Below are 15,257 nucleotides of genomic sequence, written 5' to 3' on the forward strand. Positions count from 1 at the left end.
GTCGCAAACCTTCACCTCGACGGGGCTGCGTGTCGTCTGGCGCGCAGCCCCTTCTTTCTGCCGAAAACCGTGCGGGTTCGCATTTCGTTCACGTTGTCGCACTCGGGGCGCTCACCTAAGCCTCCCCGGGCATGCACAGAGCTCCCTATGCCTCCGATCCCGCCGCCAGCCGCGGACGCGAATTCAACGAGGAACGCGAGGGCTCGCGCGGGCCGCGCAGCGAATTCCAGCGCGACCGCGACCGGATCGTCCATTCGATCGCTTTTCGTCGACTGCGTTCCAAGACGCAGGTCTTCATCGCACCCGACGGGGATCACTATCGCACCCGCCTGACCCACAGCATCGAGGTTGCGCAGATCGGGCGTGTGCTCGCGCGTGAACTCGGCCTCGACGAGGATCTCACCGAAGCGCTGTGCCTCGGTCACGATATCGGCCATCCGCCCTTCGGCCATGCGGGCGAAAAGGCGCTCGAAGACGCGATGGCAAATGCCGGTGGCTACGATCACAATGCTCAAGGACTGCGAACGCTGGCGCGTCTCGAGAGCCCCTATTGCGATCACGAGGGGCTGAACCTTACCTGGGAAACGCTGGAAGGGCTGGCGAAGCACAATGGGCCGGTGACTGCTCCCAACTGGGCGCTGGCGGAAATCGACCGGGCTTTTGCGCTCGACCTGTCGACATGGCCTTCCCTCGAGGCTCAGGTGGCTGCGATCGCGGACGATATCGCCTATGACAATCACGATATCGACGACGGGCTGCGTGCTGGTTTTCTCGATCTGGAAGACCTGCTTGCGCTCGATTGGCTCGCCGAACAGTGGCGTGCGGTCGAAAAGCGCTTTCCCCGTGCCCCGCGCGAACGGCAATTGCGCGAACTGGTGCGCACGCAGATCGGCTTGATGGTCAACGATCTGCTCTCTCACACACGCAGGCAGCTCGGGGATATCGACAGCGTCGAAGGCGTGCGCGGCGCCGGGCGCCAGCTGGCAGGCTTCTCGCCCGCGATGCAAGACCAGGAACGCGCGCTCAAGCGGTTCATGTACGATCGGCTCTACTATCACAAGGAGCAGATCGATACCGCCGAGCGTGCGCGCGATGTCATTTCGCGTCTGTTCGCGGCCTACCACCAGGATCCGACGACCATGCCCGACGCCTGGCTCGCCTCGCTTCCCGAACAGGAACCCGAACGAAGCCGCCATATCGCCGATTTCATCGCCGGAATGACCGATCGCTACGCCATCGACCAGTGCCGCCGGATATACGGTCGCGCGCCGGAAGGGTTGAGCAATGTCTGATGCGATCCGCATCGCCCTGATCGGTGCCACCGGCCTGATCGGTACCACCGTGATCGAGCAATGCATCGGTCGCGAAGACGTCCGCCTCACGGGCATCGCCCGGCGCGAGGTCAAGCTGCCGCGCGGCATCAGGATGGAGCTGTTCGTGGCCGAGCCCGCCAAATGGGGCGAGGTGATCGAGGCGGTGCGTCCAAAGGCGGTCATCTGCGCGCTGGGCACGACCTGGAAGAAGGCGGGCGAGGACGAAGCGGCGTTCCGCGCGGTCGATCACGATCTGGTGCTCGATACCGCCCGGGCAGCGAATGAACTGGGCGTCGAGCGCTTCGTCCATGTCAGTTCGGTCGGTGCGGACCCGATGGCACGGGCCTTCTATCTGCGCGTGAAGGGCGAGGTGGAGCGCGATCTGACCAAGCTGCGTTTCGATCGGCTGGATATCCTGCGGCCCGGCTTGCTGCGCGGGAAGCGCGAGAACGACCGGCGTCCCGCCGAACGCCTCGGCATCGCGGCGGCGCCGGTCGCCAACCTGCTGCTTCACGGCAAGTACCGGAAATATCGCGGTATCAAGGCGGAGATCGTCGCGCAGGCCGCGCTGGCGCTCGCCAAGCGCGCGGCGCGCGGGCGCTTCGTGCACGACAATGACGCAATCCTGCGCGCAGCGAAGACCCTGCCGCAGATCGAACGGGAGGCGGTCTGATGTGGGATACGGCTTTCGGCGCTGCGAATATTCTCGCCATGGTCATGTGGGCGGCGTTGATCCTCGCGCCGCGCTGGCCCGCGCTGCTGGCGGCGGTGTTGTATGTCGGGGTGGGCCTGCTGTGTCTCGCCTATTCGGTCGGCATCGTCGGGATACTCTCGGGTGCGTTCGATCCGGGCGGGTCCGATGGTTCGGCCGATTTCTCGACCATCGAAGGCGTAAGGGCAATCTTCGCCAGCGATGGCGGGGTGACGATCGGCTGGATCCACTACCTCGCCTTCGACCTCTTCGTCGGCCTGTGGATCGCGCGCGATGCCGATGCGAAGGGCTTTTCGCGCCTGCTCCAGGCACCGATCCTGCTGGCGACATTCTTCGCCGGCCCGCTCGGCCTGTTCCTGTGGCTCGCGATCCGCGAGAGACGCGCACGCGAGCAGGGACGCTGGCAATAATCCTGCGCCGAAATCGGGTTGCGCGCAGCAACCGCCATGCCATGATGCCTCGCACAGCTGAAAACAGCGGAGAGGATGAATGGCAGACGGCGAGATGCTCACTTTCGATGAGCTGATCCGGCACTGGGCGCAGGAAAAGCCCGACCAGGTGGCGCTCGAACAGGATGGTGAGGCGCTGACTTTCGCGAAATTGGACGATCGTTCGCGCCAGATCGTGGCGATGCTGGGCGGAAAGGGCCTGAAGAAGGGCGACCGGATCGCCTGGCTCGGTAAGAATGCGCGGCTTTACTTCGAACTGTTCTATGCCGCCGCGCGCATGGGTGTGGTCACGGTGCCGATCGGCTGGCGGCTGGCCCCGCCCGAAGTCGCCTACATCCTCGGCGATACGGGAGCCAAGCTGCTCTTCCTCGACAATGGCTTCGAGAACCTTGCAGCCAAGGCCTGCGCCGAAATGGACAGCCCGCCGACGGTGATCGATACACCCACGGCGCAAGCGGAGATCGCCGCCGCGCCGGCGGACGAATTCACTGCCGCAGGGCCCGACGATGCCGTGCTCCAGCTCTATACCTCGGGCACCACTGGCAACCCCAAGGGCGCGGTGCTGACCAATGCGAATCTGTTTTCGCTCCGCCAGCCCGCCGAAGAAGCCGCGCAGCCGTGGTCGCAATGGGACGATGACGAGGCGATCCTGATCTGCATGCCTTGCGCGCATATCGGCGGGACCGGGCTGGGGATCATGGCCATGGCGGCGGGCATTCGCGCCATCGTGCAGGCGGAATTCACGCCCGACGGCGTGCTCGACGGGTTCGAACAGGGGATTACCCGCCTGTTCATCGTTCCCGCCGCGCTGCAGATGGTGATCCAGCATCCGCGCGCGAAAGATACCGACATGTCGGCGGTCAAATATGTGCTCTACGGCGCGGCGCCGATTCCGCTCGACCTGCTGCGCGAGGCGGTTCAGACGATCCCCGGCGCGGGCTTCCTGCAATGCTACGGCATGACCGAAACCACCGGGACCATCGCCATGCTCCCGCCCGAGGACCATACGCTCGAAGGCAACGAGCGGATGAAGTCGGCGGGCAGGGCGGTCCCGGGCGCCGAGCTCAAGGTGGTGGGCGAGGATGGCCAGGAATTGCCGCGCGGCGAGGTGGGCGAGCTGATCTGCAAGAGCCCGTCGAACATGCAGAGCTACTGGCACCTGCCCGATGCGACGAAAAGCGCGCTCAAGGACGGCTGGATGCACACCGGCGATGCCGCCTATATGGACGAGGACGGCTACGTCTACATCCAGGACCGGATCAAGGACATGATCATTTCGGGCGGCGAGAACGTCTATCCCGCACAGGTCGAAAGCGCGATTTACGGCCATCCGGCGGTTGGCGAGGTTGCGGTGATCGGCGTGCCCGACGACACCTGGGGCGAGGCGGTCAAGGCCTGCGTGGTGCCAAGGCCCGGCAGCGAGGTCGATCCCAAGGACATCATCGCCTTCACGCGCGAGCGACTGGCCGGATTCAAGGTGCCCAAGTCGGTCGATGTAATCGAAGTGATGCCGCGTAATGCCAGCGGCAAGATCCTGCGCCGCGAGCTGCGGGCACCCTATTGGGAAGGCCGCGAGCGGCAGGTCAATTGAGGGCGCTCGCGTGAAACGCCACGCGCCCGCCACCGCGCGCAATTCCGAACCGCTCGCCGATGTGCTGGCGCGCGAATTGCCGGGTTCCGGCCTCGTGTTGGAAGTGGCCAGCGGGACCGGCGAACACGCAGTGTTCATGGCGCGGCGCTTTCCCGATCTCGATTGGCAACCCAGCGATTGCGCAATAGATGCGCTGCACTCGGTCGATGCGTGGGCGCAGGAGGCGGGGCTTTCCAATTTGCGTCCCGCGATCGCGCTCGATGCGGCAGCGGGCGATTGGCCGGTCGAGAGCGCGGATGCGGTCCTGTGCGTCAATATGATCCACATCAGCCCGTGGCAGGCGACCGTGGGCCTGTTCGCAGGCGCGGCCAAGCTGCTGGCCGCCGGCGCCCCGCTGATCCTCTATGGCCCGTTTATCGAGAACGATGTGGAGACGGCCCCCTCGAATCTCGCTTTCGACCAGAGCCTTAAGGCACGCGATCCCCGCTGGGGCCTGCGCGATGTTGCCGACCTCGACGACCTTGCCACGGCCGAAGACCTGCGCCGTACTGCCCGCCATGAAATGCCGGCAAACAATCTCGTGCTGGTGTATCGCAAGCATTAATCGCAATGACCGCTAACGACGCCATTGCGGACATCGGCACTGCACAATACATTGCTTTTTATGAGCCGTAGTAAGCACCAAACCTACAAAGAGGTGTTTGACGACAAATCCGCCGCTGAGATCGACGTGATGTTTGCCGAGGGCGATGAAGACGCGCTTGAAATTCTCGAGAAGCGTCGAGTTAAGAGTAAGGTTCGCCAGAAGCGGCAGCAGGGAAAAATTGCGGGCTGAGCAAGGTCCGCTTTCCACCCCAAAACAAGCCAAACCATGCGCGGTCGCCGCGCAAGCTCCCAGCGCACACAAGAAAACGCCCGCCGGGTCAGGGCGGGCGTTTCACTTTCGCTTGTGCGAGTGGCTCAGGTTTCCTCGTCGACTGCGTTGGCGGCCGATTGCAGGTCGCTGCCGACACCGCGCACGGTGTTGCATGCGGCTGCGGTCAGCGTCATCGAGGTAATGCCGAGTGCGAGCAGGATTTTCTTGATCATCGTCGGTCCTTCCCAAAAGGTACCCCGTCCGGGTTTCCGATACGACAACGGAAGCATGGCGCCGCGGTTCCCCGGCCTGTTGCGCTGAAGGGGCGCGGCACCCATATGGCCGGGCCGTGTTCAAACCCGATTTCCTGCGTTTCGCCAGCGATGCCGAACTGGTCGCCTATTGGGGCGGCGCGTTCCTGTTCGCCGCGCTGGTCTGCATGGCGATGGAGCGGCGCCGGCTGAAGCGCGCGCAGATCAACCGGGTGGGCTGGATGCCTTGGACCGGGCTCTTCCTGGTCTTCGCGGTGATCGGCGGCGGATTGCTGGCCGTCGCCATTCCGGGGATCATCAAGGGCTAGCGCTCAATCCTTGTGGCTGCGTGCGCGCATTTCGGTGAAGCTCTGCATGTAAAGCGCTTCGAAATGCCTTTCCCGATCGCAACTGCGCTGCCGTTGCTTGCGCTTGGCCTTCGTAGCCTTCGGAAAGAGAATCTTGTCGAGCATCGAGTCGTCCTGCCTCTTGCGGAGGTATACGACATCGGAGCCGTGCCTGATTGTATGGACTCGACGCCGCCCGGCGCGATCCTAAAGACAAGCTTCGAGATAGGCCTGGTCGAAGCCGAACTGACGCGCCTTTTCGAGCGTATACGGGCGCAGACCCGATGAGCGGAACTCGCCCATGATCTTCCCGTCCTCGCTCTCTTCGAGATATTCGAACTTGAACAGTTCCTGCGTCACGATCACGTCGCCTTCCATCCCGATCACCTCGGTGATGTTGGTGGTGCGGCGTGAACCGTCGCGCAGCCGCTTCACCTGCACGATCAGGTCGACCGATTCCGCGATCTGGCGCGAAATCGCTTCCTTCGGGATCTTGATGTCGCCCATCAGGATCATGTTTTCCATACGGCCGAGGCACTCGCGCGGGCTGTTGGCGTGAAGCGTACACATCGACCCGTCGTGGCCGGTGTTCATGGCGGCGAGGAGGTCAAAACACTCCGCGCCGCGAATCTCACCCAGGATGATGCGGTCGGGACGCATACGCAGGGCGTTCTTAACGAGGTCGCCGATGGTGATCGCGCCCTGGCCTTCGAGGTTGGGCGGGCGCGTTTCGAGCGGCAACCAGTGCGGTTGCTGCAGACGAAGTTCCGCGGCGTCCTCGATGGTCAGCACGCGCTCGCCCGGGTCGATCATCTTCGACAGGGCGTTGAGCATGGTCGTCTTACCCGAGCCCGTACCGCCCGAAATGACGATGTTCATACGGCACGCGCCCGCGATCTTGAGCGCGGTACACATCTTCTCGCTCATCGAACCGAAGTCCTTGAGCATATCGAGCGTGATGGGTTTCTCGGAGAATTTACGAATAGAAATCGCAGTGCCGCGCAGCGAAAGCGGCGGCACGATTACGTTCACACGTGAGCCGTCCTTGAGGCGCGCGTCGGCCAGCGGCGTGGTCTGATCGACGCGGCGGCCGACCTGGTTCACGATGCGCTGGGCGATCTGGAAAAGATGGGTCTCGTCGCGGAACTTGATCGGCGCGATGACCAGCTTGCCCTTCTTTTCGATGTAGGTCTGGTCGGGGCCGTTGACCATGATGTCCGAAACATCGGGGTCGTTGAGCAATTCTTCGAGCGGACCGAAGCCGAGCAGTTCGTCGACGAGAACCTTCTCGAGCGCGAACTGTTCGCGGCGGTTGAGCGTGACCTTGAGCTCGGCCAGCACTTCCATGATGATCGGGCGGAATTCTTCCGACAGCTCGTCTTTCGACAGCGTGGCCGCGGCTTCCGGGTCGACGCGTTCGAGCAGGCGCGGAAGCACCTGTTCCTTGATCTTGTGGATGCTCGCTTCGAACCCGCCGACTTCGCTCTGGTTCGAATGAGTGGAATTCATGCGCTCTTCGAGCCGCGACATTGCGTCGCCGTTCATGGCGGCGCCGGTCGGAGCGGAAGGCGCGTCAGTTTCGGGCAGCGGCGGGAATTGCTCGCCGCCCTTGTCGCCATCGTTACGCGATTGCGCGGGGGTGGGCGTGCCGCCACGCATGGGCTTGGCGACACCGAACTGCGGACGGGCACCGGCGCTCATGCCTGCCGGTCCGTTCTTCCGTCCGAATGCGCTCATTCCGGTAACCCCCGAGGAAACTCAAGTTTGATCCAGTCAGCCTTTGCGAACCTACGGCAAAGCCCGTCTCTCTAGGCGTGGTGAATAGAAAGGAAACCTTGATTTTTCCCTAATGGCCGAGGGCCCTGAACGCTGCCGACCACGGCCTGAAACCGTGCGATTTTCCCGGGTCCGGAGCGGCCTTTCCGGTGGACCGATTGATTGCTTCCGAATAACGGCTAAGTCTCGGCGCGATCAGCTATTTGGAGAAGTGGGTTCATGTGTGGAATTATCGGTATCGTCGGTGCTCAGCCGGTCGCGGATCGGCTCGTCGACGGCCTGCGCCGGATGGAGTACCGCGGCTATGACAGCGCCGGGATCTGCACACTACACGACGGTCAGCTTGTTCGTCGGCGCGCCGAAGGCAAGCTCAACAATCTCGTTGCCGAACTCGCGAGCAATCCCGCTCCGGGCGAGATCGGTATCGCACACACTCGCTGGGCCACGCATGGCGCGCCTACGGCCACCAACGCGCATCCGCATGCGACCGATCACGTGGCGCTGGTCCACAATGGGATTATCGAGAATTTCAAGGAATTGCGCGCCGAATTGCGCGAGGCCGGGCGGACGCTGGAAAGCGATACCGACAGCGAAGTGGTCGCCCACCTCGTCTCGCGTCGGGTGGAAGAGGGCGCAAGCCCGCAAGAGGCGGTGGCCGATGTCCTGCCGCGCCTGCGCGGTGCCTTCGCGCTGGCGATCGCCTTCCGCGACCATCCCCACCTGCTGATCGGAGCGCGGCGCGGCTCGCCGCTGGTGGTCGGCTATGGTGAGGGCGAGACCTATATCGGTTCGGACGCGCTGGCGCTGGCGCCGCTGACCCAGCAGATCAGCTATCTCGAGGAAGGCGACTGGGTGGTCGTCACGCGCGAGGGCGCGACCATTTACGATGCCGAAAACGAGCAGGTCGAGCGTGAAGTCCGCGCTTCGGGAGCTTCGGCGGCGGCGGTCGAGAAGGGCAATTACCGGCACTTCATGCAGAAGGAGATCTTCGAGCAGCCCACCGTGGTCGCGCAGACGCTCGGCTCCTACCTGCGCCGGTCGGACAATGCGGTGGCCCTACCGCAGTTCGATTTCGATATTTCCAGCATCAAGCGCATCACGATCGTCGCCTGCGGTACCTCGTTCTATGCCGGCATGGTGGCGAAATACTGGTTCGAACAGTTCGCGCGTGTACCGGTCGATATCGATGTGGCGTCGGAGTTTCGTTATCGCGAGCCGGTGCTGGAAGAAGGCGGCCTTGCGCTGTTCATCTCGCAAAGCGGGGAGACTGCGGATACGCTCGCGGCGCTGCGGCATTGCAAGGAAAACGACCAGACGATCGGGGTCATCGTCAACGTGCCGACGAGCTCGATGGCACGCGAGGCGGACCTGCTGCTTCCGACCCATGCCGGGCCAGAGATCGGTGTCGCTTCGACCAAGGCCTTCACCTGCCAGCTGGCGGTGCTGGCCGCGCTGGCCGCGCATATGGCGGTCAAGAAAGGTCTGATGAGCCGTGAGGAGGAGCAGGACGTTGTGGCACATCTGCTCGAGGCGCCCGCCTGCCTCAATGCCGCGCTCGATCATGACGAGGATATCGCCAGCATGGCGCATCTCATCGCCCCGGCGCGCGACGTGCTCTATCTTGGCCGGGGTCCCGATTTTCCGCTGGCCTTGGAAGGGGCACTGAAGCTCAAGGAAATCAGCTATATCCATGCAGAAGGCTATGCCAGCGGCGAGATGAAGCATGGCCCCATCGCGCTGATCGACGACGATGTGCCGGTGATCGTTCTGGCGCCGTCCGGGCCGCTGTTCGAAAAGACCGTATCCAACATGGAAGAGGTACGCGCCCGCGGTGGGAAGATCGTGCTGATTTCCGATGCGCAGGGTCTGCAAGAAGCCGGCGAGGGCTGCCTGGCGACCATCGAAATGCCGCGTGTCCACCCGCTGATCGCGCCGCTGGTCTATGCCATCCCGGTCCAACTGCTCGCTTATCACGTGGCCTGCGTCAAAGGCACGGATGTCGACCAGCCGCGCAACCTGGCAAAATCCGTTACGGTGGAATGACTTAGCGTCGCAAGGCGGACAACCGACTGTAACAATTGGTGTATCGGGTCTTTACCCGGAGATAACCCTTTGCGGTTAACCCTACGCGTGTGAGCGAGCAGACCCCATCCGCGGACGCAGGAGCGACGCCGCTGTCGATACGGCAGGTTATCGGGCTTGAAGCGCCCGAGGGCACCGATTGGGCGGTGGTCCATGGCCAGCAATATGCGGTGCTCAAGGATCGCGTCGTGGCGCGCTTCGCGCTCCATCTGGTCGGTTTCGCACTGATAGCTGCGACGCTTTATCGCACAGTTCCGATCCCCGTGCTTGTGGTATGGGGGATCGGCCTGCTCGTCACCGTAGTGTATTCCGCGCGGGGCGACATCAGGCTCGGCGATGCGGACCGGCGTCCGATTTCGCTCGCGGAAGTGAAATCGCATGCCGTCACCAGCGCAGCCAAGGGCGCGGTTTGGTCCCTCGGCGTGATAGCTTCGGCGCTCGTAGCCGATGCCGCCGCGATGGTTCTGGTCTGGGCCGCGATCGCCATGCTGGTCGTGGGCAGCAGTGCCAGCCGTTTCAGCGCGCCGCTCAGCACCATTGCCTTCACAGTGGCCGCCGGCATTGGCGGCCTGGTAGCCAGCCTGGTGACACTGCAATTCACCCTGGCAGCGATAGTCCTTGTGACCACCTTGCTTGCCAGCTTCGGCGTGGTCGAAAGCGCGCGAGTGGCCGTGACGGCGCGTCTCGCCGAATCCGCATCGCAGGAACAGAGCGAAGTGGTCTCCATGCTGCTGCGCGAATTCGAGGAAGGTCAGGCCGACTGGTTGTGGCAGGTCGATACCAGGCGCCGACTGAAAGCCGTATCGCCCCGGTTCGCCTTCGCTCTTGGCAAGGAACCCGCAGAAACCGAAGGGCAGTCCTTCCTCCAGCTGATTTCGGGCGATGGTTGGGAAAGCGGCCAATTTCCGCCAAGCCTGCATGAGCTGGCCGAGAAGCTGAAGCGCAAGGAGAACTTTTCCAACCTCAGCGTGAAGGTCTCGATCGACGGAGAAGACCGCTGGTGGGAGCTTTCGGGTACGCCGATCGTCGACGAACTCGGCAATTATCAGGGTTTTCGCGGCGTCGGCTCAGACGTTACCGAGCAGCGCAAGTCATCGGAAAAGATCGAATATCTGGCGCGCTACGATACGCTCACGCAATTGCCCAACCGGCGGATGCTCAACGAAGCGTTGGGGGATGCCCTGCAATATGCCGCCAAGTGGCGCTCGCGCTGCGCTTTCCTGATGATCGACCTCGACCGGTTCAAGGCGGTCAATGATTCGCTCGGCCATCTGGTCGGCGACCAGATGCTCGCCGAAGTCGCAGCCCGCCTCAGGGGTCTGATCCAGGAAGGCGAGATTTGCGGCAGGCTCGGCGGGGACGAGTTTGCCGTCGTCATCCGCGACGCCCCGCACAAGGGCAGGATCGAACTTCTGGCTCGCGCCATTATCGAGCGTTTGTCGGAACCATACGAGATCGAAAACCACGTCCTTTATGTCGGTGCCAGCGTTGGCTCGGCAATGGGGCCGCGCGATGGAAGTACGGTCGAAGAGCTGCTGCGCAATTCCGACCTCGCGCTTTATCGCGCCAAAGACGAAGGCGGCGGAACGCACCGCGAATACGAGCCCGCCTTGCACGCCAATGCAGAAGAGAAGCGTCAGCTCGAGCATGCCCTGCGCCATGCGCTCGATCGCGACGAATTTCTCCTGCATTTCCAGCCGGTGGTGAATGCCAAGACCGAAGATATCGTCAGTTTCGAGGCACTGGCCCGCTGGAACAGCGCCGAACACGGTTTTGTCAGTCCCGGCAAGTTCATCCCGCTGGCCGAGGACACGCGGCTGATCGTGCCGATCGGTACCTGGGTCCTCCAGGAAGCATGCCGCGAGGCGGCCGAGAACTGGCCCGAGCACGTCAAGGTCAACGTCAACGTTTCGCCCGAGCAGCTGCTCGAACCCGATTTCGCCGCTACCGTCGTGCGTGCACTGTCGCATAGCCGGCTCGAACCCAAACGGCTCGAGATCGAAGTGACAGAGAGCATCTTCATGCGCGACGCCAGCGTGGCCCGCAAGGCGCTCGAACAGTGCATGGCGCTGGGCTGTTCGGTCGCGCTCGACGATTTCGGCACCGGCTATTCTTCGCTCGGCTACCTCCGCAAGCTGAAATTCTCGACCATCAAGATCGACCGCACATTCGTCCAGGGCGCGGCGCAGCACAGCCCCGAATCGATCGCCATTATCCGCGCGGTCATAGCCATGGCCGACAGCCTCGACATGACCACCACCGCCGAGGGCGTGGAGAACGAGGAGGAAGCGGCGATGATCCGCGGCATGGGCTGCACGAAGATCCAGGGCTTCCATTTCGGTCGCCCGATGCCCGCTCAGGATGTCTGCGGATTGTTTGCTCGCCGGGCGATGGAACAGCGGCTGGCCCGCGCCTGATCAGGCTTCGGCCAAAGCCTTTATCGCGTTTTCGAAAAGGGCGAGACCGTCGGTTCCGCCATGCGCCGGATCGACCGCACGCTCGGGGTGCGGCATCATTCCGAGCACATTGCCCGCCGCATTGAGGACGCCGGCGATATCGCGGCGCGAGCCATTGCAATTCTCGACATAGCGGAAGGCCACGCGCCCATCGCCCTCGAGCCGGTCTAGCGTGTTGTCGTCGGCAAAATAATTGCCGTCGTGGTGGGCAACGGGGATGTCGATCGTCTGGCCGCTGTCATAGCCTGCGGTAAACAGCGACTGGTTGTTCTCCACCGATAGAGCGACGGTTCGGCAGATGAAATTCTGGCTGGCATTGCGCATCAGCGCACCGGGTAGCAATCCGGCCTCCGTCAGCACCTGGAAGCCGTTGCACACGCCCAGGACCGGCACGCCGCGCTCGGCCCTGCGCTTCACGCTGCGCATGATCGGGCTGTTCGCCGCCATTGCGCCCGAGCGCAGATAGTCGCCGTAGGAAAAACCGCCGGGCAGCGCGATGAAGTCGAGATCCTCCGGCAAGTGCGCATCGCCGTGCCACACGCGGATCGGTGCGATGCCCGATACCGTCTCGATCGCCACCGCCATGTCGCGGTCGCAGTTCGAACCGGGAAAGGTGATGACGGCGGCGCGGAAAGCCATCAGCCGACCTTCTCGATGCGATAATTCTCGATAACCGTGTTGGCGAGCAGCTTCTCGCACATCTCGTCGAGCGCCGCGTCGCTGGTGTCGTCGGCGACGTCGAGTTCGATCAGCCGACCCACGCGAACATCCTCGACCCCCGAAAAGCCGAGCCCCTCGAGCGCGTGATGGACGGCCCGACCTTGCGGATCGAGGACTCCGGGCTTGAGCGAGACATGGACGCGGATCTTCATGCGTTGAGGCCTTTCGTTTGGCGCGCCTATGGCGCAGCCGCCGCGCGCATTCAAGCGCCTCGCGCAGTTCCTCCCGCAGCAGTCAGGCAAGTGACATATGAGTCACGGCTGTAGCGGGATTGCAACAATTGTAATGATTCTGCCGCACAGCGCCGCGTCGTTCCCCCACTTGGGCGCGCAAGCTGCTATCGGGATCGCACGGCGATGACGCCGCATCCCTCCAAATGCCCGCTCCGACATGCGCGTGCTCAAGCAGGAACTCTCCCCAAATGACCATCCGTTCCACCGCTGCCCGTCTTCTCGGTGCCAGCACTCTCGCTTTGGCGGCCTTTGCCGCGCAACCCGTGCTGGCGCAGGACGCAGCCGCAACCGGTGCCGAAGAAGCGGCCGACGGCCAGCTCAACACCATCATCGTGACCGCCAACCGGCGTGAAGAAAACCTCCAGGACGTCGCCGTTTCGGCCGCCACTCTCGATGCCGGCACGGTCAAGACGATCTTCGATGCCGGCGCCGAAGTGACCGCGCTCGCCGCGCGCGTCCCCGGCCTGTTCGTCGAAAGCTCGAACGGTCGCGCCGCCCCGCGCTTCTACATTCGCGGCCTCGGCAACACCGATTTCGATCTTGCCGCCTCGCAGCCGGTTTCGGTCGTCATGGACGAGATCGTGCTCGAGAATGTCACGCTCAAGTCCTTCCCGATCTTCGATGTCGAGCGGATCGAAGTCCTGCGCGGCCCGCAGGGCACTCTGTTCGGCCGCAACACGCCTGCCGGGATCGTCAAGATCGATACCGCCAGGCCGGGCGACGAATTCACCGCGCAGTTTTCGGCCAGCTATGGCAGCTTCAACTCGTTGTCGATGGACGGCGGCGTGACCGTACCGATCGCTCCCGGTGTCGCTTCGCTGCGCCTGTCGGGCCTTTACCAGCATCGCGACAACTGGATCGACAACGGCTTCACCGGCGAAGACGATTTCATCGGCGGGTTCGACGAGCTTGCCGGTCGTGCCCAGCTGCTGATCACGCCCGACAGCCGCCTGTCGATGCTCGGCACCATCGCCTTCCGCGATCTCGACGCCACCTCCACGCCGTTCCGGGCCAATATCCTCGGTCCGGGCAATAACGACCTCAACGCCAATTACGATCGCGACACCGTGTTCTACGACGCGGGCGGCGGCAATCCGGCCGACTACGATGCCCTCATCGCCAGCTTCCGTCTCGATTACGAAGCCGATTTCGCCACGCTGACCAGCATCACCGCCTATGCCGAAAGCGAAGGCTCGAGCCGCGGCGATATCGATGGTGGCAACCTCGTGACCGGCCCGGGCTTCATTCCCTTCCCGTCGGACACGCAGGATTCGATCGACCTCGATCAGTTCACCCATGAAGTTCGTCTCGCCTCCAACCCGGGCGGCATGATCGACTGGCAGGTCGGCATGTTCGTGTTCGAGAGCGATTTCGACGTCACGACGGTCGGCTTCAACTTCCCGCCGTCGGTGACCGTGCGTCACACCAATGACGCCTGGGCGGTCTTCGGCCAGGTTTCCGCACAGGCAAGCGATGTGCTCAAGCTCACGGGCGGCCTGCGTTGGACGGACGACGAGAAGCAGTTCGCCGTCGTCTCGCCCTCGTTCATCTCGGGCCCGGGCGCACAGTTCCGTAGCGTCGAGGACGATCGCCTGAGCTGGGATCTGTCGGCCTTCCTCGACGTCAGCGACGAGGCCAGCGTCTATGCGCGTCTGGCCAACGGGTTCCGCGCGCCGACCATCCAGGGCCGCGACGTGGCCTTCGGTTCGCCGCCTTCGGTAGCGACGTCGGAAAAGATCATGAGCTACGAAGCGGGCTTCAAGTCGGAATTCGCCGGTCGCAGCATCCGCCTCAACGGCGCGGTGTATTACTACACGATCGAGGACCCCCAGTTCACCGCCGTGGGCGGTGCGGGCAATCTCGTGCAGCTGGTCAATGCCGACAAGGGTCGCGGCCTGGGCTTCGAGCTCGACAGCGCTTTCCAGATCACGCCCGATTTCCTGATCACTGCCGGCGTGAGCTGGAACGACACCAAGATCCAGGACGACACGCTGGCGGTGGGCATCTGCGCGCAGTGCACCGTGACCGACCCGACAGTCGTGCTCTCGGGCACTACCCGCGCGCTGGTGGACGGCAACCCGTTCCCCAACGCTCCCGAATGGATCGCAGACGTGACCGCGCGTTACGCCTTCCCGGTGAGCGATGCCGGCGAGGTCTTCGTCTTCACCGACTGGACCTATCAGGGGGCGACCAACTTCCTGATCTACGAAAGCCTCGAGTTCAACGCGAGCAACCAGATCGAAGGCGGCCTGCGCATCGGTTATGCCCGCAACGACGGCCTGTTCGAAGTGGCCGCGTTCGTCCGCAACATCACCGATGCGGACAATGTTAAGGGGGCCATCGACTTCAACAACAACACCGCCTTCGTCAACGATCCGCGCGTGTTCGGTATCTCGGCACGCCTCAACTATTGAGCGCGATCGAAGGATTGAGACAAGGGGCCGGGAGGAGCGATCCTCCCGGCCCTTTTC

At 63.4% G+C, this 15,257-nt stretch carries 15 protein-coding genes; 10 read left to right on the plus strand and 5 right to left on the minus strand.

Going from position 1 to position 15,257, the window contains the following annotated elements:
* Positions 1-131: 131 nt before the first annotated feature.
* From ACQY4G_RS09520 to ACQY4G_RS09545, 6 genes are all read left to right on the plus strand, one after another.
* Positions 132-1,292 (plus strand): deoxyguanosinetriphosphate triphosphohydrolase, encoded by a 1,161-nt coding sequence (locus ACQY4G_RS09520; protein ID WP_421990515.1) that lies wholly within the window; start codon positions 132-134, stop codon positions 1,290-1,292.
* Entirely contained in the window at positions 1,285-1,986 is a 702-nt protein-coding gene (locus ACQY4G_RS09525) for an NAD(P)H-binding protein (protein WP_421990517.1), read from the plus strand. Before ACQY4G_RS09520 ends, ACQY4G_RS09525 begins: the two co-directional genes overlap by 8 nt.
* Positions 1,986-2,435: an ABA4-like family protein gene (locus tag ACQY4G_RS09530; protein WP_421990519.1), complete on the plus strand. Its 450-nt coding sequence runs from the start codon at positions 1,986-1,988 to the stop codon at positions 2,433-2,435. The genes ACQY4G_RS09525 and ACQY4G_RS09530 overlap by 1 nt, the downstream gene beginning before the upstream one ends.
* A 79-nt stretch (positions 2,436-2,514) precedes the next feature.
* Positions 2,515-4,065, plus strand: coding sequence for a fatty acid--CoA ligase (locus ACQY4G_RS09535; protein WP_421990521.1), 1,551 nt, complete (start codon positions 2,515-2,517; stop codon positions 4,063-4,065).
* 10 nt (positions 4,066-4,075) lie between these two features.
* Positions 4,076-4,669, plus strand: a complete 594-nt coding sequence (locus ACQY4G_RS09540; RefSeq protein ID WP_421990523.1) for a DUF938 domain-containing protein — start codon at positions 4,076-4,078, stop codon at positions 4,667-4,669.
* Between the two features lie 60 nt (positions 4,670-4,729).
* Positions 4,730-4,900, plus strand: coding sequence for a hypothetical protein (locus ACQY4G_RS09545; protein WP_421990525.1), 171 nt, complete (start codon positions 4,730-4,732; stop codon positions 4,898-4,900).
* Positions 4,901-5,025: 125 nt separating this feature from the next.
* On the opposite strand, the gene ACQY4G_RS09550 is transcribed toward ACQY4G_RS09545, so the two are convergent.
* Positions 5,026-5,154, minus strand: coding sequence for an entericidin A/B family lipoprotein (locus tag ACQY4G_RS09550; protein ID WP_157075177.1), 129 nt, complete (start codon positions 5,152-5,154; stop codon positions 5,026-5,028).
* A 116-nt stretch (positions 5,155-5,270) separates the two neighbouring features.
* Between ACQY4G_RS09550 and ACQY4G_RS09555 the strand changes: the two genes are divergently transcribed.
* Positions 5,271-5,501, plus strand: coding sequence for a hypothetical protein (locus tag ACQY4G_RS09555; RefSeq protein ID WP_421990527.1), 231 nt, complete (start codon positions 5,271-5,273; stop codon positions 5,499-5,501).
* Positions 5,502-5,504: 3 nt separating this feature from the next.
* On the opposite strand, the gene ACQY4G_RS09560 is transcribed toward ACQY4G_RS09555, so the two are convergent.
* Positions 5,505-5,645, minus strand: a complete 141-nt coding sequence (locus ACQY4G_RS09560) for a hypothetical protein (RefSeq protein WP_421990529.1) — start codon at positions 5,643-5,645, stop codon at positions 5,505-5,507.
* An 81-nt stretch (positions 5,646-5,726) separates the two neighbouring features.
* The gene (locus ACQY4G_RS09565) at positions 5,727-7,256 is read right to left on the minus strand and encodes a CpaF family protein (protein WP_421990531.1); all 1,530 of its coding nucleotides are present in this window, start codon (positions 7,254-7,256) and stop codon (positions 5,727-5,729) included.
* Positions 7,257-7,514: 258 nt separating this feature from the next.
* Here ACQY4G_RS09565 and glmS point away from each other — a divergent pair, with 258 nt between their 5' ends.
* A complete protein-coding gene (gene glmS, locus ACQY4G_RS09570) occupies positions 7,515-9,338 on the plus strand; it encodes a glutamine--fructose-6-phosphate transaminase (isomerizing) (protein WP_421990533.1) in 1,824 nt (607 codons plus the stop codon).
* Positions 9,339-9,427: 89 nt separating this feature from the next.
* Positions 9,428-11,794 carry a putative bifunctional diguanylate cyclase/phosphodiesterase gene (locus tag ACQY4G_RS09575; protein ID WP_421990535.1) on the plus strand — a complete coding sequence of 789 codons (2,367 nt, stop codon included), beginning with the start codon at positions 9,428-9,430 and terminating at the stop codon, positions 11,792-11,794.
* Here the strand turns inward: ACQY4G_RS09575 and purQ are convergent, their stop codons facing one another.
* Positions 11,795-12,472, minus strand: a complete 678-nt coding sequence (purQ, locus tag ACQY4G_RS09580; protein ID WP_421990537.1) for a phosphoribosylformylglycinamidine synthase subunit PurQ — start codon at positions 12,470-12,472, stop codon at positions 11,795-11,797. It lies immediately after the preceding gene.
* The gene (purS, locus tag ACQY4G_RS09585) at positions 12,472-12,705 is read right to left on the minus strand and encodes a phosphoribosylformylglycinamidine synthase subunit PurS (protein ID WP_291169641.1); all 234 of its coding nucleotides are present in this window, start codon (positions 12,703-12,705) and stop codon (positions 12,472-12,474) included. The genes purQ and purS overlap by 1 nt, the downstream gene beginning before the upstream one ends.
* 269 nt (positions 12,706-12,974) lie before the next feature.
* Here purS and ACQY4G_RS09590 point away from each other — a divergent pair, with 269 nt between their 5' ends.
* Positions 12,975-15,200, plus strand: a complete 2,226-nt coding sequence (locus ACQY4G_RS09590) for a TonB-dependent receptor (protein ID WP_421990539.1) — start codon at positions 12,975-12,977, stop codon at positions 15,198-15,200.
* Positions 15,201-15,257: the final 57 nt, after the last annotated feature.

Origin of the sequence: Qipengyuania sp., assembly GCF_965277845.1 — a bacterium.
GTDB lineage: Bacteria > Pseudomonadota > Alphaproteobacteria > Sphingomonadales > Sphingomonadaceae > Qipengyuania.